This window comes from Gordonia terrae (genome assembly GCF_001698225.1).
Lineage (GTDB): Bacteria > Actinomycetota > Actinomycetes > Mycobacteriales > Mycobacteriaceae > Gordonia > Gordonia terrae.
In genome coordinates this window covers 2,959,308-2,980,769 of record NZ_CP016594.1, presented here as the reverse complement: position 1 = coordinate 2,980,769, position 21,462 = coordinate 2,959,308, and the positions used below count along the sequence as shown (strand labels likewise).

Here is a 21,462-nt window from a genome sequence, read left to right as displayed (position 1 = left end):
GGTCAGTCGTCGCCGACGGGACCGTCCAGGTGCGCCAGGGCGGCCCGCGCGGCTTCGAGCTCCTGACTGAGTTCCTCGATGCGACGCTGAGCGGCTGAGCGTGCCGACTCGATGACGGTGTCGACCGCGGTGATCGCGGTCTCGTCGCCCAGTTCGCGCATGGCCCTGGCCACTCGGTCTGCGGTCACCTCGGTGGGTCTCCCCTGCTTCCTGGTGCCGTGTGACACTGCCACCGTCCAGGTGCTCTCTCCGGCCGCGGTGATGGTCACGGTCGTCGGAGCGGTCGGCGCCTTCGTCTTTCGCGGCGGTTTGCTCGTGGCGGGCGAGGGCGTCGGCTCCCCGGCTCTGGACTGAGTGTCGGCGACGGGTTGCGCCCTCTTGGGTGTCTGGCGCGGACTCGATTCGGTGGTGGCGGGCTTGGCGACCGAGACGGGAACGTCCTGCGCGGGCTGCCGTTTCGAGTTTCGTCCGCCGGCGGACGACGCGGGCGCCGGCGCCGTTCGATTCCGCCGCAACTCGTCGGCCTCGAACGGCAACTGATCGTCGACGCCCCTGGGGCTCACTGTCACTGTCGAACCATCGATCGACACGACCCGTGCCGAGGCGCCGGCCTCCAGATTCAACGACGGCATCGCGTCTCGCAGGTACACGGTGACCCGCTTTCCGGAAGCGAGTGCAGCGGACAGCGACTCGAGGTCGCCGGGAGTCAGTCCGGCCTTTGTCTGTGAACTCACCGCGCCATTGTCGCACATGCGTGCGAACGGTCATCGACAGTGCGGCAGAGCCGTGGAATGGGAATGAGGCGCTTTGACGCGGATCAAACCCTCCAACGGGCGACCGTTACGTTTTCGTGACCTCGAGCATCGGACTGGCCTCGATGGTGAGTGGCGGAACGATCGAGACCGTTCGCGGCCCTAATGTTCTGAGGGACGGTAACGGGCCTTCGGAGGGAAAACCAGTGACTCAGGCGAACACCCCGGCACACACGTCGACCACCGCGCGTGAGGTCCCGATCGCCGACCACGCGTACGCCGGAATGACGATCGCCGCGCTGCTGTGCGTGACCTCGGCCGCCACATTCCTCACGCTCTTCCCCTGACCCGTACGCCGCCATACTTCGAGTGGAAAGCACCACAAGTGCTCCTTGCCGGTGTGTCACCTGCGTCGACTTCGGTCCGCAGGTGGCACACACCACTGAATGATCGGGCGAGAGAGGGGCGGGTGCACCCCGACCACCATCTGTCGTCACGGCACCGTCGGCATCTTGATCGAGTTCGCGGGCGGTACCGGGTGAATCCCGTGGAACGTCAGAAGTCGAACCCGCCGCCGAAATCGCCGCCACCGCCGAAATCGCCGCCACCGCCGAAATCGCCGCCACCGCCGAAGTCTCCCGAATCGCCGCCGCCGAAGTCCCCGGAGTCCCCGCCGTCGAGCGCGCCGGTGTCGGAGCCGTCACCGGCGCCGCTCTCGAATCCCTGCGCGTCGTAGGGCACGCCTGCCATGCCGGAGAACATCGCCGAGAACAGGAACATCGAACCGAGTCCCCACGCGCCGGCGACCAATGCCGGCTTCCACCAAGGCTCCGAGTACCAGCCCGCGGGCACCGGTCGCCCAGCGACACGACCGCCCGGGTAGTAGTTCGGGGTCTGCTCGGACGGGTTCGGCGAGGCTGCGACCTGACGTCCTTCGAACTCCACGGTGCGGTCTTCGGTGACCGCGCCGGCGCTCTTCTGTCCGTCGAGTTCGGGAATCGCCGGTCCGGGGTCGAGGTCCATCGCGGCGCGGGCCGCCCGGATGTAGTACAGACCTTCGATGGCGGTCTGCTTCGCCAGTCGGGCCTGCGTCGGGGAGTTGGCCTGCTCGATCTGCGAGCCGGCCGCGGTGTACCGCTCCCCCGCGTCGGCCAGCGCCTGCTTCGACGCCGGTCCGTCGCCGACCAGCATGAACACCTGTCCCCCGAGCCGTTCGATGGCTTGTCGCGCATCGGCCTTCGCGTCGTCGAGGGTGCGGGCCGCGTTGGCGCCGGAACGCTGCTGGGCAAAGACCACCACCCCGACGACGACCACGACGATGACGGCGATCAAGATCAGTGCTTCCATGCTTCCCTCCGGTTTCGCGTGTCCGCGGCATGCCGGTCGTCACCAACCGACAATTCGGACACCACCGAGCGTACCGACGGCGGTCGGTGCGATGCCGCGTCGGCGAGCGGCGACGAGGCGCTGACCATTCTCGTCGAGTTCCTGAATCCGCGTTTGCGGGTTCGACCGGGTGACGAATGACGGTGACCATCACGAACGATGCCGCGCTGCACGGCCGACGCGGCCATCGGTCACCCTTGTGAGGTGACCGATGGCAGCGGAATCCGGATACTGCGCAGTCACAGCGGGACACGCGTGGCCGAGCTCCGCTGGGAATGGGCACGTGAGGCCGATCCCGGCGTCGGGCCGTGGCGGGCCGATGGTGCGTTCATCGCAGCGGTCACGGCCTGGCTCGACGACGATCGCCGAACGGTCTGGACCGCCGGTGCCGGTGATCTCGCTGTCGGAATGGTGTGTTTGACTGAACACGCCCGGATGCCCAGTCCTCGCCGCGCCGCCGGTGGCCGTTGGGGCTATCTCGGCCACCTTTACGTGCGCCCCGCGTTCCGCGGGTCCGGTCTCGGACGGGACCTGATCCGGCGTGCCACCGGGACTGCCGACGATCGCGGATACGCCAAGACGGTCCTTTCACCAACCGAACGGTCAGTGGGCCTCTACGAGCGATGCGGTTTCGATATGGACAACGACCTCATGATCCGACGGCGGTGACAGCGACACGTGGACGCGCGGTCGGCGCTGCGAGCGATCTCTACCATGGCGGCGTGTTCTTCTTGTTCGGATATGGCCGTAGGCAGAAGCATCTCGGCGCGGGTCAGACCCGTGCGTGTCCCCGCTGTCACAACACCACCCAGTGGGCGCGGATGCGCGAGTACTCGCAGTTCTCCGTCTTCTTCATCCCGATCGCCCGGTGGAACCGGCGCAACTTCGAGGCCTGCGGGATCTGCGGCGCGGCAGTGGCGGTCTGAGCGCCGTCCGGGGTGACTCGGGGAGTCTCCGTCTCGTGCCGGACGCGGACCCGGTTTGCCGAGGGCGAAACTGGTTACCCTCGGAAGGGTGTCCGCCTCCCCCGATTCCCCCGCACGCACCAGTGCCGCGATCACCGGCTTCGAGCGCACCTTCGTCGACGCGCTGACGGCCCTGACGGTGCCGTGGCAGGGGGCCGACGCGCCCGCCCCGCGGCTGCTCGTCGTCAACGAGTCACTCGCCGCCGACCTGCAGCTCGACATCGGGGCGCTCCGAACCGACGACGGCGTCGCGCTCCTGTCGGGTGCGGCCGCCCCGGCCGACGCGCTTCCCGTCGCAACCGCCTACTCCGGTCATCAGTTCGGCGGTTACTCCCCACTTCTCGGCGATGGCCGGGCATTGTTGCTCGGCGAGCTCATCGACCGCGATGGCGGGCGAGTCGATCTGCAACTCAAGGGATCCGGGCGCACGCCGTTCTCCCGGGGCGGCGACGGGTTCGCGGTCGTCGGGCCGATGTTGCGTGAGTATCTGATCAGCGAGGCCATGCACGCGCTCGGGATTCCGACGACGCGTTCGCTGTCGGTCGTGGCGACCGGCCGTGACATCCAGCGGACCGGTGCCGAGCCGGGCGCGGTGCTCGCCCGGATCGCCGCGAGCCATCTCCGCGTCGGAACCTTCGAGTACGCGGTGCGCAACACCGATCTGACCCAGCAGCTCGCCGATTATGCGATCGATCGTCACTATCCGGAGCTCGCGCGGGACTCGGAGTCCGGTCGCAACCGCTACCTCGAGTTCTTCGAAGCCGTCCTCGAACGTCAGGCCGCTCTGGTGGCCCAGTGGATGCTGGTCGGCTTCGTGCACGGGGTGATGAACACCGACAACACCACGATTTCGGGTGAGACAATCGACTACGGGCCCTGCGCGTTCCTCGACGCGTTCGACCCGTCGGCAGTGTTCAGTTCGATCGACCACGCGGGTCGGTACGCGTACGGAAATCAGCCGGCAGTCCTCAAGTGGAATCTGGCCCGGTTCGCCGAGACACTCCTCAGGTTCATGGCCGAGACGCCCGATGAGGCGATCACTGCGGCGACCGAGGTGCTGGACTCCTACGAGGCGCGGTACGAGCGCCACTTCGCGACCGGCATGGCGTCGAAGATCGGTCTGGAAGATGCGTCCGCCGAACCCGACCTGATCGCCGACCTCCTGACCCTGATGCGCGAGCATCGCGCCGACTGGACGGGTACCTTCCGCGCGCTCGCGGATGAGCTCCGCGGGGATCAGGTCCCGATCACCAGTCTCCTACCGCGCGAGTACATCGGTCCGTGGCTCGACCGGTGGCGAGCCGCGCTGGCCGCAGCCGGCCGCGAACCCGCGGCGGTCGCCTCGACGATGGATCGGGTCAATCCCGTGTACATCCCGCGCAATCACCAGGTCGACGCAGCCCTGCGCGCCGCGACCGAGGGAGATCTGGAACCCTTCGGTCGGCTGCTGGCGGCCGTCACTCATCCGTTCGAACGTCGCACGGAGTGGGCGCACTACGCGGCGCCGGCCCCGCAGGCCTTCAGCGACTCCTTCCAGACCTTCTGCGGCACCTAGTTAGACCGTCGGATGAGGACTCGTGAACCCCGGTGAGGACGTCGATTCCCGCGATGCACTGCTCGCCGAGAGGGAACGCACCGCCGCACTGATCGAGTCCTTGTCGAGCCGCCTGGCCGCTGTCGTCGAGGCGACGAGTGACGCCGCGGCCGACGACGAGCACGACCCGGAGGGGTCGACTCTGGCGGTCGAACGCGGACATCTGGTCGCCCAGCTGGAACGCTCACGGGTCCGGCTCGACGAGATCGGTGCCGCCCTGGATCGAGTCGGTTCCGGCTCGTACGGCCGGTGCGAAACCTGCGGTACGCCAATCGGTGCGGAGCGACTCGAAGTGCTACCGGCCGCCCGGCAGTGCGTGCGATGCGCGGCGCGGAGTCCGTCGAGACGGTGGTGAGGAGGGACCAGGAATTCGTGTCCGGTTCGCCTCCGACATATGCGCGTGTGGCCATACGCGGGTAGACCGGAGGGCGGTAGAGCACGCAACGACTCGAACCGAGAGGTGTCCGGCATGAAAGCCATCCAGATCGTCAAGCCAGGAAATCGGCCCGAACTCCGCGAGGTCGACAAGCCGACACCCGGACCGGGGCAGGTGCTGCTGAAGGTGACCGCGGCCGGTGCGTGCCACTCCGACGATTTCGTGCTCAACATGCCCGCCGAGGGCTTTCCCTATCCGCTGCCGATGACGCTCGGGCACGAGGGCGCAGGCGTGGTCGCCGAGATCGGTAGCGGCGTAACATCACTCACCGAGGGAACCGCGGTCGCGGTCTACGGCCCGTGGGGCTGCGGCGTCTGTCATTTCTGCTCGCGGGGCCTCGAGAACTACTGCACCCGCGCCGCCGAACTCGGCATCGCCCCGCCCGGACTCGGCAACGAGGGCGCGATGGCCGAGTACATGATCGTCGACGATGCTCGGCATCTCGTGCCGCTCGGTGATCTCGACCCGGTTGCGGCGGTACCGCTCACCGATGCCGGACTCACTCCTTACCATGCGATCAAACCGTCGCTGCCAAAGCTCGTCGGCGGCACCACCGCGGTCGTGATCGGCGCGGGTGGTCTCGGGCACATCGGGATTCAGCTGCTGAGGCACCTGACCCCGGCGCGGATCATCGCCCTCGATGTCAGCGAGGACAAGCTCGCGTTCGCGCGCGAAGTGGGCGCTCACGAGACGGTCCTCAGCGATGCCGACGCCGTCGCGAATGTTCGGAAGATCACCGGAAATGACGGGGCCACAGCCGTATTCGACTTCGTCGGACTGCAGCCGACGATCGACACCGCGATGGGAGTCGTCGGCACCATGGGCGATGTCGTGATCGTCGGCATCGGTGACGGGGTCGCGGCCGCCAAGGTCGGGTTCTTCTCGCAGCCGTATGAGGTGTCGGTACGCGCACCGTACTGGGGTGCCCGGGACGAACTCATCGAGGTCCTCGACCTCGCCCGTGACGGCGTCCTGGAGGTCGCCGTCGAGAAGTTCTCCCTCGACGACGGGCTCGAGGCGTATCGCCGGCTCGCTGCGAACGAGCTGCGCGGACGGGCGGTCGTGATTCCCGACTGACGTCCGCAGGACGCACGTCGAGCCGTCGGCGAGAATTCCCCAACCGTCCCGCGCCCACCTAACCTACGGTACCGTAACTTAGGTGAAGGTCGACCTGTCCGAATCCCAGGCTGTGTACGAGCACTACCTGACGCATCAGCAGGATCGAACCCGGGCGCGGCTGATGTACGGAGTGCTGGCCGCCCGGATTCGACCGGTCGTGCGCCTCCGTTCCCGGGACCGTCTCACGCGCGTTGTCCGCAGCGGTGCACCGTTGCTGATCGCGGCCAACCACGTCTCCGAACGGGATCCGCTGGTGCTCGCCGCGGCCGGATTCCGGTCGCCCCTGCGGAGGCGGATCGGCAATCTGCGTGTCCTCGCGAAGGACGAACTGTTCGCCGATGCCGAGCAACGCAGGAAGATCGACACCCTCGGTGGGATCCCCGTCTTCCGCGGGAAGGACCACGGGGTGCGCGCCGCCGCGGATGCGGGTCGTCAGATGATCGGCGTGTGCGTCGAACGGATGGCGCGCGGAGACAGCATCGCCGTGTTTCCGGAAGGCACGTGCAACGAGGGCGACCCCACACAGGTGCAACGACTCGGCACCGGAATCGGCCACATCGCCCATCGGGCGCTTCGCGACGACGTCGGGGTGTGGTTGATCTCCGCGGGGATCGCCTATCCGGACGGAGGCGGGCGCCCCGTCGTCGCGTTGGGTGATCCGGTGGACCTCGCTACGCGGCGGGACGACACGCCTGCAGCGGTCACCCGATGGATCCAGCGAGATCTGCAAGGGGTGGTCGACGACGCGTGCAGCCAGGTCCGTTGACTCAGGGTCCGCCCGGGTGACGACGCCGATCGGGTTTGGCTTGCACGCCCCAGGGTTAAGCGCAGGAGATGCAACGAGATGACGCCGCAGATCCAGCTGAACGAGACACGGCCGTATCTGACCGGGACGTCCGCGACGATCCGGATTCCGCCGATCCCGACGACCCACGGAAGCCGGACTCGCCGACAGATCTGACCAAGCCGTCGATCGTCTTCGTCCTGAAGAAGACGGCGCGCGAGTTCTCGCGGGACCAATGCACGGACCTGGCTGCCGCGTTGACCTATTACTCGGTGCTGTCGCTGTTTCCGGCCCTCCTCGCGCTGGTGTCCCTGCTCGGTGTGTTCGGCCAGGGCGAGAAGACGACCGACGCCGTCCTGCAGATGGTCGACGACGTCGGACCGTCGTCGGCAGTGGACACCCTGCGGGGCCCCGTCGAACAGCTGGTCTCCGCCCCCAGCGCCGGTTTCGCGCTCGTCCTGGGTCTGGTCGGCGCCTTGTGGTCGGCGTCCGGTTACGTCGGAGCATTCGGCCGTGCGATGAACCGGATGTATGAGATCGACGAGGGCCGACCCATCTGGAAGCTCCGGCCCATCATGCTGCTGGTGACATTGGTCGCTCTCGTGCTCGCGGCGGCAGTGGCACTGATGCTCGCGATCAGTGGGCCGATCGCGAAGTCGATCGGTGACGTCGTCGGATTCGGTGACACCGCACTCACCGTGTGGAACATCGTCCGGTGGCCGATCCTGCTGCTGTTCGTCGTCCTGATCGTCGCGATCCTGTACTGGGCAACGCCGAACGTGCAGCAGCCGAAGTTCCGCTGGATCAGCGCCGGTGCGGTCCTCGCCATCATCACCTGGATCGTCGCGTCGGCAGCGTTTGCGTTGTACGTCTCGAACTTCGGCAGTTACAACAAAACCTACGGAGCCCTCGCCGGGGTCATCGTCTTCCTGCTCTGGCTGTGGTTGACCAACCTCGCACTGCTCTTCGGCGCCGAATTCGATTCGGAACTGGAACGCGGCCGGCAACTCCAGGCGGGCATGCCCGCCGAGGAGCACCTGCAGCTGCCGCCGCGGGACACCACCGCGTCGGACAAGAACGACGAGAAGGATCAGAAGTTCATCGAACAGGCGCGCGCGCTTCGCGAGTCGCAAGGGAACTGAGCTGCGGGGCGGTACCCCGTAACGTCAGTACAACCGACCTGGCACGAGCTCGGTCGATCGGCGGAAGGAACGTGGCACGATGAGCCGCAATCAAGTGACCGGCGCGGTGGACCGCGCCACCGACAGCCCGTGGTTCGAGCGTCTTGCGCGTGCCGGACACGGGGTCAGCGGTCTGCTCCATCTGCTGATCGCCTATATCATTCTGCGCCTCGCGTTCGGCGGGGGTGGAAACGCCGATCAGTCGGGGGCGCTGGGTATCTTCGCCGACTCAGCAGGCGGCCGGTTCGTGCTGTGGGTCGCCGCGGTCGCGTTCGCCGCTCTCGCACTGTGGCGACTCGCCGAGGCCATCGTGGGCCCTCATGCCACCGAGCCGGGTGAGGACAGTGACGGCGCCGAGCAGTGGTTCGACCGCGGAAAAGCACTGTCGCTGGCTGTCGTCTACGTCGGTTTCGCTTGGTCGGCAATCCGTTTCGCCACCGGCCAGGGAAAGTCGAGTGGTCAGGAGAACGCGGGTCTGACGGCGCGGCTTCTGCAGTCCGGTGGCGGCAAGTTCGTTCTGGTGGCAGCCGGTCTGATCATCATCGGAGTCGGGATCTATCACGTGTACAAGGGCGCCAGCCGTTCGTTCCTCGACGATCTCAAGATCTCCGACGACAAGGCTGCGACCGTCGCGGGCGTGATCGGCTATTGCGGTAAAGGCGTCGTCCTCGCCGGTACGGGCATCCTGGTCATCGTGGCGGTCGTGACCGCGGACCCATCCAAGGCCACGGGAATCGACGGCGCGGTCAAATCGCTGTCCGGACTGCCTGCCGGTCAGGTGTTGATGGTGCTGGCGGCAGTGGGTATCGCCGCCTACGGCGTGTACTGCTACTGGCTGGTGCGATTCGCGCGGATGTGAGTCCCCGCGAACCGCACCGCCGGTCACTCACGCGCCGAACGCGTTTCGTCCCTCGATTGCCGAGTTCACGAGGTTGTCCCGGTCCAGCCCGGTGCCGGAGGTGATGGCCTCGATCCACGCCTCGGTCGTGGCCACCGCGGCGAAATTCGAGTTCAGCAGTGCCATGAGGGTGTTGTGGACGTCTTCGGCAGATGCCTTCCCGGCAGCGTTCGCGAGGTGGATGGCACCGGTGGCGTCGGAGATGATCTCCACGCCGAAGCCGAGTTCCTCCGCGCCCGCCGCCGATGCCAGATCGCAGTTGTTGGTCATGTAACCGACGAGCGTGATCGTGTCCACGTCCTGAGTTCGCAACCAGTCCGCCAGGTCGGTACCGCCAAAGACGCTGCCGACGCTCTTGTGCACCGACTTCCACCGCGGAGTGACCCGTTCGGCGACGTGAGGATGCAGATCCCACGCCGGACTGCCCTCGGCGAACACCGGGGCGCCCGCCGGCAGCGTGTGTTGAACGACGGCCACCGGAATGCCGTTGGCTTCGGCGTGGTCGATGATCCGGGTGATGTTCGACAGACTCGTGTCTCTCGACGGGTACTGGATGGCGAGCGGGCCGTCGAAGTACGTGTTCTGGATGTCGACGAGAACGAGTGCGCGTCTGGGTGCGGCCACGGAGGCTCCTTCTGATGGTTCGCGTCTACCCGTACGGCGAGACGCGGGTCCCCCGATTGTGCGAGGGCGAGCCCTCGACCGGAAGTGGCGCAGATGCCCTCCATCGATGAGAATGAGCCACGATGAGAATCGCGATCTACGCTTTCGACGGTGTGTCCACCTTTCACCTGGCTGCTCCCCAACTGGTGTTCGGTGAGGTCACCCGCGTGCTGCCGTCCGTGTCGTGGGAGACAACCCTCTGGAGCTTCACCGGTGGCGACGTGACGGTTGCCGAGGGCTACCGCCTGTCCGGTGTGGCCGGACCGGACTCGGCGACAACCGCTGACATCGTCGTCGTGCCCTCATGGCCTGAACATCTTCCCGCGCTCGATGACGCTCTTCGAGAAGTCCTGCGCGGTGCGCACGAGCGGGGTGCGACGATCGTCGGGTTGTGCCTGGGCGCGGTCGCCGTCGCGGACTCCGGTCTGCTCGCCGGACGGCCCGCGGTGACGCATTGGGCGGCCATGGACGCCCTCAGGGCGCGGCACGCCGACATCGAGGTCGACTCGCTGGTTCTCTACGTGGATCACGGCGACGTGATGACGTCGGCCGGCACGGTCTCCGCAGTCGATGCCTGTTTGCATCTGGTGCGGAACCGGCTGGGCGCCGACATCGCCAACGACGTCGCGCGGCGCCTGGTCGTCGCCCCGCACCGCGACGGTGGCCAGGCCCAGTACACGCGCCGTCCCGTTCCGGAGACGCACACGGGCAACCCGATCGGCGACGTGATCGATTGGGCGCTGGAGCATCTCGACGAGACGCTGACCGTCGACCGACTCGCGGCGCAGGCCTGTATGAGTACGCGCGGCTTCGTCCGCAAGTTCAAGGTCGCAACCGGAACGACCCCCGCGCAGTGGGTGCTGTCCCAACGCCTCGATGCGGCCCGTGTCCTCCTGGAGACGACTGATCTCGCGATCGACACGGTCGCTCGCCGTTGCGGTTTCGGCAGCGCGGTCACGATGCGCCAGAACTTCGCCGCCGCGTTCGCGACGTCACCGGCCAACTATCGGCGGCAGTTCCGGGGTGTGTGACTCGTGGTGCGCCCGGCCGACTCCCCGATTCCCGGCCTCGTCCGATCTCCCGCAACTGCGAATCGCAGTCTGTCGTCGTCGACCTCGCCCCGGAACAACCGGCGGTCGGCGTAGTAACTCATCGACATGACCCACGGTTCCTCGGGGCCCTGCTTGGGCAGGGTGTCCAACGCGCGTTGCACATATCCGGCCCCGAAGTCGAGCAGCGGCCTCGTCGGCATCTCCGGGTCGGCCACCGCCCACACGCTGTCGTATCCCTGGGAGTCCATGTGTGCGAGCAGCTTGCAGAAGTACTCGCACAGCAGGCCGATCTTGAGGGTCCACGACGCATTGGTGTAGCCGATCGCCAGCGCGAAGTTCGGGACCCCGGACAGCATCATCCCGCGATAGACGACGGTGTCGGGAAGCGACACCGGTTGACCGTCGACCGTCAGCTCGATGCCGCCGATGATCTTGATGTTCAATCCTGTTGCGGTGACGACGATGTCGGCCTCGAGTTCTTCGCCGCCGGCGGTCCGGATGCCGGCCTCGGTGAAGGTGTCGACCCGATCGGTGACGATCGAGGCCTTCCCCGCACGGATGGTCCGGAAGAGGTCGGCGTCGGGCACCACACACAACCGCTGATCCCATGGGTTGTAGGGCGGATTGAAATGGGTGTCCACCGGATAACCGTCGGGCAGTTGTGATTCGTTGATCTTGCGGATCATCCGGCGGGCGACCGATGGAAACCGTTGGCACAGTTCGAACAACACCCGTTGCTGCGCGACGTTCTTGTGCCGGGTCAGTGCGTAACCGCGTTCGGTGCCGAAGACCTTCTTCAGGGCGTTGGCGATCGCGTCTTCGCGCGGCAGCGGGATGATGTAGGTCGGGGTTCGCTGCAGCATGGTGACGTGTGCCGCCTGATCGGCCATCGCGGGCAGCAGCGTGACCGCCGTGGCGCCGCTGCCGATGACCACGACTCTCTTGTCCGTGTAGTCGAGATCCTCGGGCCAGTGCTGCGGATGAACGATTTCGCCGCGAAACCGCTCGGTCCCGGCGAACTCCGGCGAGAATCCCTCGTCATAGTCGTAATAGCCAGAGCCGCAGAAGATCCACCGGGCACTGATCTGCACCCGTTCGGCGGTGCCGGCGCGTTCGATGTCGACGAGCCACCGAGCCGCATCGGACGACCACGCGGCGGACACGACTCGATGTCCGTACCGAACCAGAGATCCCAGATCGTTCTCGTCGATCGTCTCGTGGAGGTAGTCGAGAATGCGCGGGGCGTCGGCGATGGCCTGTCGATCAGTCCAGGGCTTGAAGTCGTAACCGAAGGTGTGCAAGTCCGAGTCAGACCGAATACCCGGATAGCGGAACAGGTCCCACGTGCCGCCGGCCTTTTCCCGGGCCTCCACGACGACGATCGACTTGCCGGGATGCTCGGTCCGCACCCAGCGCGCCGCGCCGATGCCCGAGATCCCGGCCCCGACGATGAGGACATCGACTTCGTGTGGCGTGGTCGTCACCCGATTCTCCTTCGGTCATACTCCCCGTACGGTGCCCATCCAGGATGCCGCACATCCGTCGTTCCGCTGTGCTGGTGTGCTGGACTCACCTGTCAGCCGGGTGAGTTGGTGTTTCGGCCGTTGGACGCGCCGCTGCCGAGTCCTGGGCGACCGCCGCGCCCAGCAGGCGTCCGCCGCTGGTCACGAGCGCACGACGCCACGGTGCCACACCTTCGATCTCGATCTGGATGGACATGGACAGCACGGTCCGGATGAGGACGATTATCCCGAGGATGAGTGCGTCCTCGATCGAGGGTTTGGAGGTGATCGTCCGGATGAGGTCGGCCGCGACCAGTACCTCCAAGCCGAGAAGTATGGCCGCCCCGAGCGTGTTGCGGAGGACGGAGAAGGCGGTCCCTCCGCCCTCCCCGCGGCGGAGTGACCGGACCCCCAGCACGCAGGCGATGATCGCGCCGACGATCATCGCGAATGCGCCGACAGCCTCGAACCCGACCGCGACCGTGGTGAACACGTCCTCGCCGCTCATGCGCGTCAGATTACGGGAAGCGAGACGGCTCGGGACTAACGATCGCGCGCACCGACCGGATGCGTCGTGAAGGCGTTCGCCGCGGGCGCGCTACCGGGACTACTGCGAGCCGTGCCACACGGCGTCGAACGGCGCGCGCGAGGCGAGACGACCGACGATGCCGTCATGGGTGAACTGTTTGGCGGTCCGAATCGCGTCGAGAACTTCGACGCCCTTGGTGAGTTCGGCGGTCGTGGCGGCCGCGAACACGCAGCCGGCCCCGGAGACACGCTCGTCGCCCACCTTCGGGGCACGCAAGACAGTGACCTCGGTGCCGTCGAAGACGACATCGACCGCCTCGTCCCCGGGCAGCCCGACCCCGCCCTTGACGACGACCACCCGAGGCCCGAGGTCGTGGATCCGACGCGCCGCTTCGGCGAGGTCATCGATCGATGTGAGCTCGGCCATGCCGGCCAGGGTCGCGGCCTCGAACAGGTTGGGGGTCACCACGGTGGCCAGCGGCAGGATCTCCGAACGCAGGGCGTTGTCGGTGTCGAGGGCCGCCCCGGGTTCCTGGCCCTTGCAGATGAGCACCGGGTCGACGACGACGTCGCGCCACTCACGCGCGGCCAAGGCCGTCGCGACGGTCGAGATGGTGGCCGGCGTGCCCAGCATGCCGATCTTCACGACGTCGGGTTCGTGCGCGACCGTGGCCACCTCGATCTGATCGGCGATCACCGCGGACTCGACGGGTACGAATCGATGTGCCCACCCGTTGTTCGGGTCGAAGGACACGATGCAGGTGATGGTCCCGACCCCGTAGGTGCCGAGCTGCGCGAACGTTCGCAGGTCGGCTTGGATGCCCGCTCCCCCGCTGGCCTCCGACCCGGCGATCACATACGACACCACCGACATCACGATCTCCTCCCGTGGCCTTCCTGGACTCGGGTCCTTTTCTACACCCCTTCTCGAACCGCCGGTCTGCTCGCACCGCACCGTCCGCGGGGGCGATCTCGGTTTCCGGTGCGTCCACGGCGCGGCCCACTGGCTGATCCTTCGCTCGCTTCGACGGTTTCTCGATGACTCGGATTGGGAGACACCGTGGCCCCGGGCTGAGCCCGGGCATCCGGGGACCGCGACCCGACGCCGCGCAGTCCCGAAATCCCTGACACTCGTCTGGACCGGTGTCTATAGTCGGCGACGAGGCGGATCGCGGCCATGGGACGCTGCGTCACGGCCGCCCCGGACCGCAGATCGACGGACTGGAGAACGATGGACCTGCAGGAGATCAGCGACCGGTTCGGCATCGCGGACACGCTGCACCGGTACTCACGCGCCGTCGACACCAAGGACTGGGAATTGTGGCGCTCGGTGTTCACCCCGGAGGCGGTGGTCGACTACTCGTCGACGCCGTTCGGTCAGGCGGGCACGCGCGACGAGATCGCGGCCTGGCTCGAGGAGAGTTTTGCATTCGTGTCGGTGAGCCAGCACTTCATCACCAACATCGAGTACACCTTCGATCACGACGGCACGGGTGATCGTGCCGACGTGCGGGCGATGTTCTACAACCCGATGCGTTTCGTGGGGATGCCCGAACTCAGCACCTGCGGTGGCAACTACCACCACACGATGGTCCGAACACCCGACGGCTGGAAGAGCTCCGGGCTCGTGGAAGAGTGCCTGTGGTTCGAGAACTCCCCCGCGGGCACCGAAGGCAGCTGACGCGCGGCCGAGGTGCCGAGGGCGTCGGGTCGCCGATCTCCGGGACTTAAAACCTGCAGAGGTTTTTCTTTCGCGGGCCTTGACGATGTCGGCAACGCGGCCTCCGGCCGCGTGTCACATGCGTGCCTCGCTTGTGTTGTCCCAGTTCACTGATCCGTCGATCGGTGCGCCCTCATCCCGCGCGCGGGTTCTCGTCCTCGGTTCGGAGGGAGACCGTCGTCACCCGCATCGCGCAACGATCTGGGCATGTCTCGCGCTGGGTAACTTGTGCCGACGACCCCCATCGGCACAGTGCCACATCTCGACAAGGATCTTCGATGACCCAGACTTCTCGAGCGATTCCGCTCGGCGCCTTCGGACCCGACGCCCGTAGCGTCGACACCCCGGTCCTGGATTCCCACATCCACCATGTCGAGCACGGTGACGGCGACCCCATCGTGTTCCTCCACGGCAGCCCGACGAGCTCGTACCTGTGGCGTCACGTCTTCACCCGCCTCACCGGACGCGGACGTCTGATCGCCGCCGACCTCATCGGCTTCGGTGATTCCGGCCGACCGGACATCGCCTACGAGCTCGACGACCACGTTCGATACCTCGACGCCTGGTTCGAGGCCCTGGACCTGAGCCGGGTGACGCTCGTTCTGCAGGACTACGGCGCCGCATTCGGGATCAATTGGGCGGCAAGGCATCCTGCTCGTGTGCAGGCGGTGCTTCTCGCCGAGCCGGTGCTTCGTGACATCGCTTCGGCCGATCTGCCCCAGCCCTTCGTGCAGGCGCAGCAACTCATCCGGACCCCGGGTGACGGGGAGAAGTTCGTGGTCGAGGACAACCAGTTCCTCACCCAGGTCTTCCCCGGCGCGTTCCTGGAACGGCCTGCCCAGGAAGATCTCGACGTGTACCTCGCTCCCTTCCCCACCGTGGAGGGCCGCGCGCACCTCATCCGCTTCCCCCGGAATCTGCCGATCGACGGGAACCCTGTCGGGACCGTCGAGTTCCTCGACCGCAGTGTCGAATGGCTGGAGAGCAGCTCCGGAGTTCCCAAGTTGTTGTTGACCTTCGAGCCGGGATTCCTTCTGACGCCGGACATCCTGTCCTGGGCGACCGCACATATCGCCGATCTCGAGGTCCGGGCCGCCGGCCAGGGTGTGCACTTCGTCCAGGAGGAACAGCCACAGGCCATCGCGGACGGCGTGGTCGACCTCCTGGCGCGGGCGGGAGACGTCCGATGACCATCTCCGCGGATCCCACCCAGGTCCCGGTCCGCCCGGGCTCGATCGAACTCGACGCCCTGCTGGACCGGATCGCGGACGGCAGTTTCGAGCGCGAGCACACCGGGACCGCACCCCACGAACAGGTGCGGTGGCTGAAGGCAGCAAGACTGGGCGCCTATCGGCTCACGCCCGCCGACGGCGGCGGGGGTGCCACCGTCCGCGAACTCTTCGATCTCGTCATCCGGCTAAGCCGCGCGGACTCCAACCTCGGCCATCTGCTCCGGGCGCACTACGGCACCGTCGAGGACATCTTGCTGTGGCCGCATTCTCCGCGCCGTGAGCTGTGGTTACAGCGGGTCGCGGCCGGCGAGCTGATCGGCAACGGGAACAACGAACTGAGCAGCAGGCATGCCGGTGATTTCGCCAAGTCGACCACGTTCACGCCCGACGGCGACGGCTATCGGCTGGACGGCGTCAAGTACTACTCGACGGGCACGCTGTACTCCGAGCACACCTTCGTCACCGGTGTCACCCCGGGCGGCGTGCCCGTGCAGGCGCTGATACCGCTCGATCGGCCCGGGATCATCGTCGAGGACGATTGGGACGGCTTCGGCCAGTCCCTGACCGGTACCGGCACAACCCGTTTCGAGGGAGTCAGCGTTCTCGCCGACGAGGTGACCCTCCCTCCGGAGGACCTGAGCACGATCCCACGCTGGCACCTCGGTCCCTTCTACCAGCACTACCTCAACGCCGTCGTCGCCGGGAACGCCCTTGCGATCGTCGATGACGCGGTGAACCTCCTCAGAGGTCGCACACGCAGCTTCACCCACGGGTCCGCAGATGTACCGAGAGAGGATCCGGTGCTGCTCGAGGTCGTCGGTGAGATCTCGTCGCTGGCACAGGCCACGCGTTCGGTCGTCCTCGACGTCGCCGATGATCTCGCCCGGATCCCCGGCACGGTTGTCGACGGTCGAACCGACGATGCCGTGGTCCACGAAGCAGCGCTGCGCGCCTCACAGGCCCAGGTCGTCGTCGACGACCTGGCCCTTCGCGCCGCGACGTTGCTGTTCGATGTGGGCGGTGCGTCGGCCGTCAAACGATCGGCCAATCTCGACCGCCACTGGCGCAACATCCGGACAGTCGCGTCGCACAACCCCACTCGATTCAAGAACCGCGCGATCGGTGACCTGCTGGTCAACGACACGACCCTGCCCGACAACACGTACTTCTGACCACGTCATCACTTCCGCAAAGGAACACCGCGTCCCCCATGGCTGATCGTCGCCAACTCCATCTCAATCTGTTCATCCTGTCCTCCGGGCATCACGAGGCGGCCTGGCGTCACCCCAGTTCGACGCCGGAGCGGATGTTCGACCCGGCGTTCTACACCGAGTTGGCTCGATCGGCCGAGGCAGCAGCCTTCGACGCGGTGTTCCTCGCCGACATCCCGAAACTCGACGCGAACATCGAATTCAACGCTGCCGGCCGACTCGACCCGTTGCTGACGTTGGCCACGATCGCCGGTGCCACCGAGCGCATTGGCCTCATCGCCACCGCGTCGACCACGTACTCCTACGCGTGGCACCTCGCCCGCGCGCTCTCGAGCCTCGACCATCTGTCCCGGGGGCGCGCGGCGTGGAACATCGTCACCACCGACTCCCCGGACGCGGCCCGCAATTTCGGACTACCCGGTAATCCGGATGCCCGCACGCGGTACGAACGAGCGGAAGCGTTCGTCGAAGCAGTTCTCACGCTGTGGGATTCGTGGGACGACGATGCAGTCCGGATCGATCGGGAGGCAGGACAGTACGCCGATCCCACCCGCATCACGGCGCCTCGCATCAGTGGTCCACACGTCAACGTGGCCGGGCCGTTGACCACTCCGCGTCCGCCTCAGGGACACCCGGTGTTGGTGCAAGCCGGCTCCTCCGATCACGGCCGGGAGTTCGCGGCGCGTCATGCCGAGGCGATCTTCACCGCCCAGCAGCGCATCAACGACGCGCAGGCGTTCTACGCCGACGTCAAGGGCAAGGCGGCCGCGCTCGGTCGCGACCCCGAGCACATCAAGATCCTGCCCGGTCTCAGTCCGTTCATCGGCGGAACCGAAGCCGAGGCACGCAGACTCGAGACCGAATTCAACGAGCTGACCATCCCGGCCTTCGGACTGATGCAGCTGAAGGACTTCGCCTACGTCGACCTCGATGACCTCGAACTCGATGCACCGGTGCCGATCGAGGCCTTCGGCGATGCGGGGGACGTCACGAACAACAAGAAATCGCGCACCCAGGTCTACGCCGACATCGTCCGCCGCGAACGCCCCACCTTGCGGCAGTTGTTGCACCGCCTCGCCGGGGCGCGCGGACACCGGGTCGTGGCGGGCACGCCCGAACAGATCGCCGACACGATGGTCGAGTGGCTCGATGCCGGTGCCGCGGACGGCTTCAACGTCATGCCTCCGTACCTCCCCGGTGGGTTCGACACGTTCGCCGAGACCGTGGTGCCGATCCTGCGCACACGGGGCCTGTTCCGCGAGGGCTACGAAGGAACTACCTTGCGCGACCATCTCGGTCTGCCTCGTCCGAACCGGGTTCGGGAGTCGACGAGCAGCGCCGATCGAGCGCGGTGAGCTGCGCCGGTCCGCCTTGTCGTTACTGAATCGTGGCCGCAGAGAACGATCGTGCACCGACCGCTCCGACCGGACGACATGACACCAACGCGCTCCTAACCTGGGGACAAACCCCGAGCAGAGGAGTCAGGTGGACGAGTCGCGAACCTGTCTGGTCACCGGAGCAACCGGCTACGTCGGAGGTCGGTTGGCGCCGCGGTTGCTGGCACGCGGACACAGCGTCCGCGCGCTGGCGCGGACGCCGGACAAGCTGTCCGGTGCACCGTGGCTGTCCGATCCGGGTGCCGAGGTGGTCGAAGGCGACCTCTCCGACCGTGACTCACTGGTGAAGGCGTTCGCCGGAGTCGACGTCGTCTACCACCTGGTGCATTCGATGAGCACCGACGCCGACTTCGCCGCGGAGGAGCGGCGCGCTGCGGAGAACGTGGTCGCGGCGGCCCAGCAGAACGGGGTCGCCCGGATCGTGTATCTGGGTGGCCTGCACCCCACCGGCACCGATCTCTCCGAACATCTCGCGTCCCGAGCCGAGGTCGGTGACATCCTGATCGACTCGCCGATCGAGACCGTCGCATTGCAGGCGGGCACGCTGATCGGCTCGGGATCGGCGTCGTTCGAACTCATCCGGCACCTCACCGAGCGCTTGCCCGCGATGACCACTCCTCGATGGGTCCACAACAAGATCCAGCCGATCGCGGTCGACGATGCGCTGCACTACCTCGTCGAGGCGGCCACCGCCATGGTCCCGTCATCACGAACGTGGGACATCGGTGGACCGGACGTCCTGGAGTACGGCGACATGATGCAGGTGTATGCCGAGGTCGCCGGCCTCCGTCCCCGGATCATGGTGGTGCTTCCCTATCTCACTCCGGCACTGGCCAGTCGATGGGTCCGGTTCGTCACCCCCATTCGCGGCAAGATCGCACGGCCGCTGATCGAATCTCTCGAATGCGACGCCGTGTGTCGCGACCGGGCGGTCGACGCGATCATCGATCGGCCGGAGGGCGGCCTGACCCCCTACTCGGAGGCGGTGGCCCGCACCCTCGAGCGGTCTGCGCGCGGTGACGGCCGGGCCTCGTGGGCCAATGCCTCCGCCGACGTGTCTCCGGCCGAACCCCTTCCCACCGACCCGGACTGGGCCGGTGAGGAGATCTTCGAGCGGGTCACCCGCACCAGCGAGCGCGCGAGCACCACGACGGTCTGGGACCGGCTCGAACGGGAGGCGCGGCACCGAGGCGAGATCGCGCTCGCCCGACGTCCCGATCTTCTTCGAGTACGACTCCGCGACAACCGATTCGGCAGATCGTATCGAGAGCATCAGATCGATGATGCGGCTGGGACGGCCGGCGTCGTGGAGATCACGACCACGGAGCGGTTCTTTCCACGCGGTCTCGCCGGCCTCGCGTTCTGGCGTCTCGGCCGACCTTTCCGGGCACTCGGCATCCCCGGCGCTGATCCACTTCGGTGAACCGCCGATCCGATGACGTATCGATGGATCCGTCAGCCCCCGGGTTAGAGTCGGCAGCACCGTGGTAACCCCCGGTGAGCGACTCGTTCGACGGAGCGGGTGACGATGACGATCCGTCGAGGAAGGGGATGATCGGGTGTCGATGACCGAGCGGGTCGACCGGTTCCAGCGGCGTCATCCTGCGACGGGCTTTCCGCTTGCCGTCATCTACAAGTTCGTCGATGATCAGGGCGCATATCTCGCTGCGCTGTGCGCCTATTACGCGTTCATCTCGCTGTTCCCGCTACTGCTGCTGTTCGCGACCGTGCTGGGTATCGTCCTGGCCGACAACCCCGACCTGCAGGAACGAATCCTGGACTCGGCGATGAGTCAGATCCCGGTCATCGGTGGGCAACTCGAGGAACCCGAGAAGCTCAGTGGCGGGGTCACTGCGATCGTCATCGGGATCGTGGTGTCGCTGTACGGCGGCCTCGGTGTCGCAGTCGCCGCCCAGAACGCGATGAACACGATCTGGGCGGTCCCGCGCAATGAGCGCCCCGATCCGATCTTCGCCCGTCTGCGTGGGCTGTTGTTGCTGTCCACCATCGGCGTCGCGGTGATCGGGCTGACCATCGTCAACGGCGTCTCGGCGGCATTCGAGCTGGGGATCGTGGGCCGTTGGCTTGCCATCCTGGCGTCGGTGGCGCTGAGTACGTTGGTGTTCACGATTGCGTTCCGGATCGGCACCGCCCGTGACGTGTCGGTACGGGACGTTCTGCCAGGAGCTTTCGGCGCAGCGGTCTGCTGGCAGATCATCCAGACCTTCGGCGCGGTCTACGTGCAGCACGTCATCGGGAACGCGAGTTCGACCAACGGGGTCTTCGCGATCGTGCTCGGCCTGCTGGCGTTTCTGTACGTGTCGTCGATCGTGATCGTGTTCTGTCTCGAGACCAATGCGGTCCGTGTCGATCGCCTCTACCCGCGGTCGCTGCTGACCCCCTTCACCGACAACGTCAGCTTGACGAAGGGGGATGAGGCGGCATACGCGGCACAGGTTCTCGCGCAGCGCAACAAGGGCTTCCAGGAGATCGATGTCTCCTTCGACAATCCGCGCGACGTCGACTCCGACGCCGAATTGGAGGACCCGCGGACGCGTGAGTGAGACGACCGCTCACGCGTCACGTGCGCGCCCACCCGCTGATCGAGCCGACACCGAGCGCAGCCGCCGGGCCGAGCGAGCGACGAAGGAGCGTGTCGAGGTCGAGGCGTCGCGTCGAAGCCACCCGGTGACCCGGCCTCGTGAACGAAGCCCGGATGTCAGTGCAGCGCACCCAACTCGATGAGAAGCACACCCACGATGATCACGCCGATTCCGGTGACCATCCGGCGGTTGAGGCGTTCGCGGAACAGGAAGTGTGCGGCGACCGCCGTGGCCGCGACGCCGGCGGCCGCCCAGATGCCATAGGCGACACCAAGGGGCACACCGTGTCTCAGTCCGAGTGTCAATGCGACGAACGCGGTCAGGTACCCGGCCACGACCAGTCCGTAGAAACGCCGACTCCCGGTGGCTGCGGCGCGCAATGCGAGAGTGCCGGTGACCTCGGCGATGATGGCCGCCACGATGAAGAGATAGCCCACGG

At 66.8% G+C, this 21,462-nt stretch carries 23 protein-coding genes; 16 read left to right on the top strand and 7 right to left on the bottom strand.

What is annotated here, in order from left to right:
• Window positions 1–2: 2 nt before the first annotated feature.
• Window positions 3–752 (bottom strand): DUF6319 family protein, encoded by a 750-nt coding sequence (locus BCM27_RS13420; RefSeq protein ID WP_004018610.1) that lies wholly within the window; start codon window positions 750–752, stop codon window positions 3–5.
• A gap of 206 nt (window positions 753–958) precedes the next feature.
• Here BCM27_RS13420 and BCM27_RS25785 point away from each other — a divergent pair, with 206 nt between their 5' ends.
• Window positions 959–1,099 (top strand): hypothetical protein, encoded by a 141-nt coding sequence (locus BCM27_RS25785; RefSeq protein WP_156036621.1) that lies wholly within the window; start codon window positions 959–961, stop codon window positions 1,097–1,099.
• 208 nt (window positions 1,100–1,307) lie between these two features.
• Here the strand turns inward: BCM27_RS25785 and BCM27_RS13415 are convergent, their stop codons facing one another.
• Entirely contained in the window at window positions 1,308–2,099 is a 792-nt protein-coding gene (locus BCM27_RS13415) for a hypothetical protein (RefSeq protein ID WP_004018607.1), read from the bottom strand.
• Between the two features lie 243 nt (window positions 2,100–2,342).
• Between BCM27_RS13415 and BCM27_RS13410 the strand changes: the two genes are divergently transcribed.
• From BCM27_RS13410 to BCM27_RS13375, 8 genes are all read left to right on the top strand, one after another.
• On the top strand, window positions 2,343–2,807 hold the full coding sequence (locus tag BCM27_RS13410) for a GNAT family N-acetyltransferase (RefSeq protein ID WP_239450593.1): 465 nt from the start codon (window positions 2,343–2,345) through the stop codon (window positions 2,805–2,807).
• Window positions 2,808–2,860: 53 nt separating this feature from the next.
• Entirely contained in the window at window positions 2,861–3,064 is a 204-nt protein-coding gene (locus tag BCM27_RS13405) for a zinc-ribbon domain-containing protein (RefSeq protein ID WP_033205967.1), read from the top strand.
• An 88-nt stretch (window positions 3,065–3,152) separates the two neighbouring features.
• Window positions 3,153–4,658 (top strand): protein adenylyltransferase SelO, encoded by a 1,506-nt coding sequence (locus tag BCM27_RS13400; RefSeq protein ID WP_004018604.1) that lies wholly within the window; start codon window positions 3,153–3,155, stop codon window positions 4,656–4,658.
• Between the two features lie 22 nt (window positions 4,659–4,680).
• A complete protein-coding gene (locus BCM27_RS13395; RefSeq protein ID WP_004018603.1) occupies window positions 4,681–5,052 on the top strand; it encodes a TraR/DksA family transcriptional regulator in 372 nt (123 codons plus the stop codon).
• Between the two features lie 114 nt (window positions 5,053–5,166).
• Window positions 5,167–6,210, top strand: coding sequence for an NAD(P)-dependent alcohol dehydrogenase (locus BCM27_RS13390; protein WP_004018601.1), 1,044 nt, complete (start codon window positions 5,167–5,169; stop codon window positions 6,208–6,210).
• Window positions 6,211–6,292: 82 nt separating this feature from the next.
• A complete protein-coding gene (locus BCM27_RS13385) occupies window positions 6,293–7,018 on the top strand; it encodes a lysophospholipid acyltransferase family protein (protein WP_004018600.1) in 726 nt (241 codons plus the stop codon).
• A 68-nt stretch (window positions 7,019–7,086) separates the two neighbouring features.
• On the top strand, window positions 7,087–8,178 hold the full coding sequence (locus BCM27_RS13380) for a YihY/virulence factor BrkB family protein (RefSeq protein ID WP_004018599.1): 1,092 nt from the start codon (window positions 7,087–7,089) through the stop codon (window positions 8,176–8,178).
• Window positions 8,179–8,257: 79 nt separating this feature from the next.
• Window positions 8,258–9,076, top strand: coding sequence for a DUF1206 domain-containing protein (locus BCM27_RS13375; protein WP_004018598.1), 819 nt, complete (start codon window positions 8,258–8,260; stop codon window positions 9,074–9,076).
• Between the two features lie 27 nt (window positions 9,077–9,103).
• Here BCM27_RS13375 and BCM27_RS13370 read toward each other — a convergent pair whose 3' ends face one another.
• A complete protein-coding gene (locus BCM27_RS13370; protein WP_004018597.1) occupies window positions 9,104–9,739 on the bottom strand; it encodes an isochorismatase family protein in 636 nt (211 codons plus the stop codon).
• A gap of 122 nt (window positions 9,740–9,861) precedes the next feature.
• Between BCM27_RS13370 and BCM27_RS13365 the strand changes: the two genes are divergently transcribed.
• Window positions 9,862–10,809: a GlxA family transcriptional regulator gene (locus BCM27_RS13365; RefSeq protein WP_004018596.1), complete on the top strand. Its 948-nt coding sequence runs from the start codon at window positions 9,862–9,864 to the stop codon at window positions 10,807–10,809.
• Here the strand turns inward: BCM27_RS13365 and BCM27_RS13360 are convergent.
• The 3 genes from BCM27_RS13360 to BCM27_RS13350 form a co-directional block, all read right to left on the bottom strand.
• Complete coding sequence (locus tag BCM27_RS13360; RefSeq protein ID WP_004018595.1) at window positions 10,782–12,314, bottom strand: flavin-containing monooxygenase; 1,533 nt, start codon at window positions 12,312–12,314, stop codon at window positions 10,782–10,784. The two genes, BCM27_RS13365 and BCM27_RS13360, sit on opposite strands and share 28 nt — an antisense overlap.
• An 85-nt stretch (window positions 12,315–12,399) precedes the next feature.
• Window positions 12,400–12,840 (bottom strand): DUF1622 domain-containing protein, encoded by a 441-nt coding sequence (locus BCM27_RS13355; protein WP_004018594.1) that lies wholly within the window; start codon window positions 12,838–12,840, stop codon window positions 12,400–12,402.
• Between the two features lie 99 nt (window positions 12,841–12,939).
• The gene (locus BCM27_RS13350) at window positions 12,940–13,734 is read right to left on the bottom strand and encodes a PfkB family carbohydrate kinase (RefSeq protein WP_004018593.1); all 795 of its coding nucleotides are present in this window, start codon (window positions 13,732–13,734) and stop codon (window positions 12,940–12,942) included.
• Window positions 13,735–14,091: 357 nt separating this feature from the next.
• Here BCM27_RS13350 and BCM27_RS13345 point away from each other — a divergent pair, with 357 nt between their 5' ends.
• The 6 genes from BCM27_RS13345 (at window position 14,092) to BCM27_RS13320 (ending at window position 20,984) form a co-directional block, all read left to right on the top strand.
• Entirely contained in the window at window positions 14,092–14,541 is a 450-nt protein-coding gene (locus BCM27_RS13345) for a nuclear transport factor 2 family protein (protein WP_004018592.1), read from the top strand.
• Window positions 14,542–14,858: 317 nt separating this feature from the next.
• A complete protein-coding gene (locus tag BCM27_RS13340) occupies window positions 14,859–15,770 on the top strand; it encodes a haloalkane dehalogenase (RefSeq protein WP_004018591.1) in 912 nt (303 codons plus the stop codon).
• On the top strand, window positions 15,767–16,984 hold the full coding sequence (locus BCM27_RS13335) for an acyl-CoA dehydrogenase family protein (protein WP_004018590.1): 1,218 nt from the start codon (window positions 15,767–15,769) through the stop codon (window positions 16,982–16,984). The genes BCM27_RS13340 and BCM27_RS13335 overlap by 4 nt, the downstream gene beginning before the upstream one ends.
• Before the next feature lie 38 nt (window positions 16,985–17,022).
• Window positions 17,023–18,378 (top strand): LLM class flavin-dependent oxidoreductase, encoded by a 1,356-nt coding sequence (locus BCM27_RS13330; protein WP_004018589.1) that lies wholly within the window; start codon window positions 17,023–17,025, stop codon window positions 18,376–18,378.
• Between the two features lie 130 nt (window positions 18,379–18,508).
• Entirely contained in the window at window positions 18,509–19,843 is a 1,335-nt protein-coding gene (locus tag BCM27_RS13325) for an NAD(P)H-binding protein (protein ID WP_004018588.1), read from the top strand.
• Between the two features lie 136 nt (window positions 19,844–19,979).
• Window positions 19,980–20,984, top strand: coding sequence for a YihY/virulence factor BrkB family protein (locus BCM27_RS13320; RefSeq protein ID WP_004018587.1), 1,005 nt, complete (start codon window positions 19,980–19,982; stop codon window positions 20,982–20,984).
• Window positions 20,985–21,139: 155 nt separating this feature from the next.
• Here the strand turns inward: BCM27_RS13320 and BCM27_RS13315 are convergent, their stop codons facing one another.
• Window positions 21,140–21,460: a DMT family transporter gene (locus tag BCM27_RS13315; protein WP_004018584.1), complete on the bottom strand. Its 321-nt coding sequence runs from the start codon at window positions 21,458–21,460 to the stop codon at window positions 21,140–21,142.
• Window positions 21,461–21,462 lie beyond the last annotated feature (2 nt).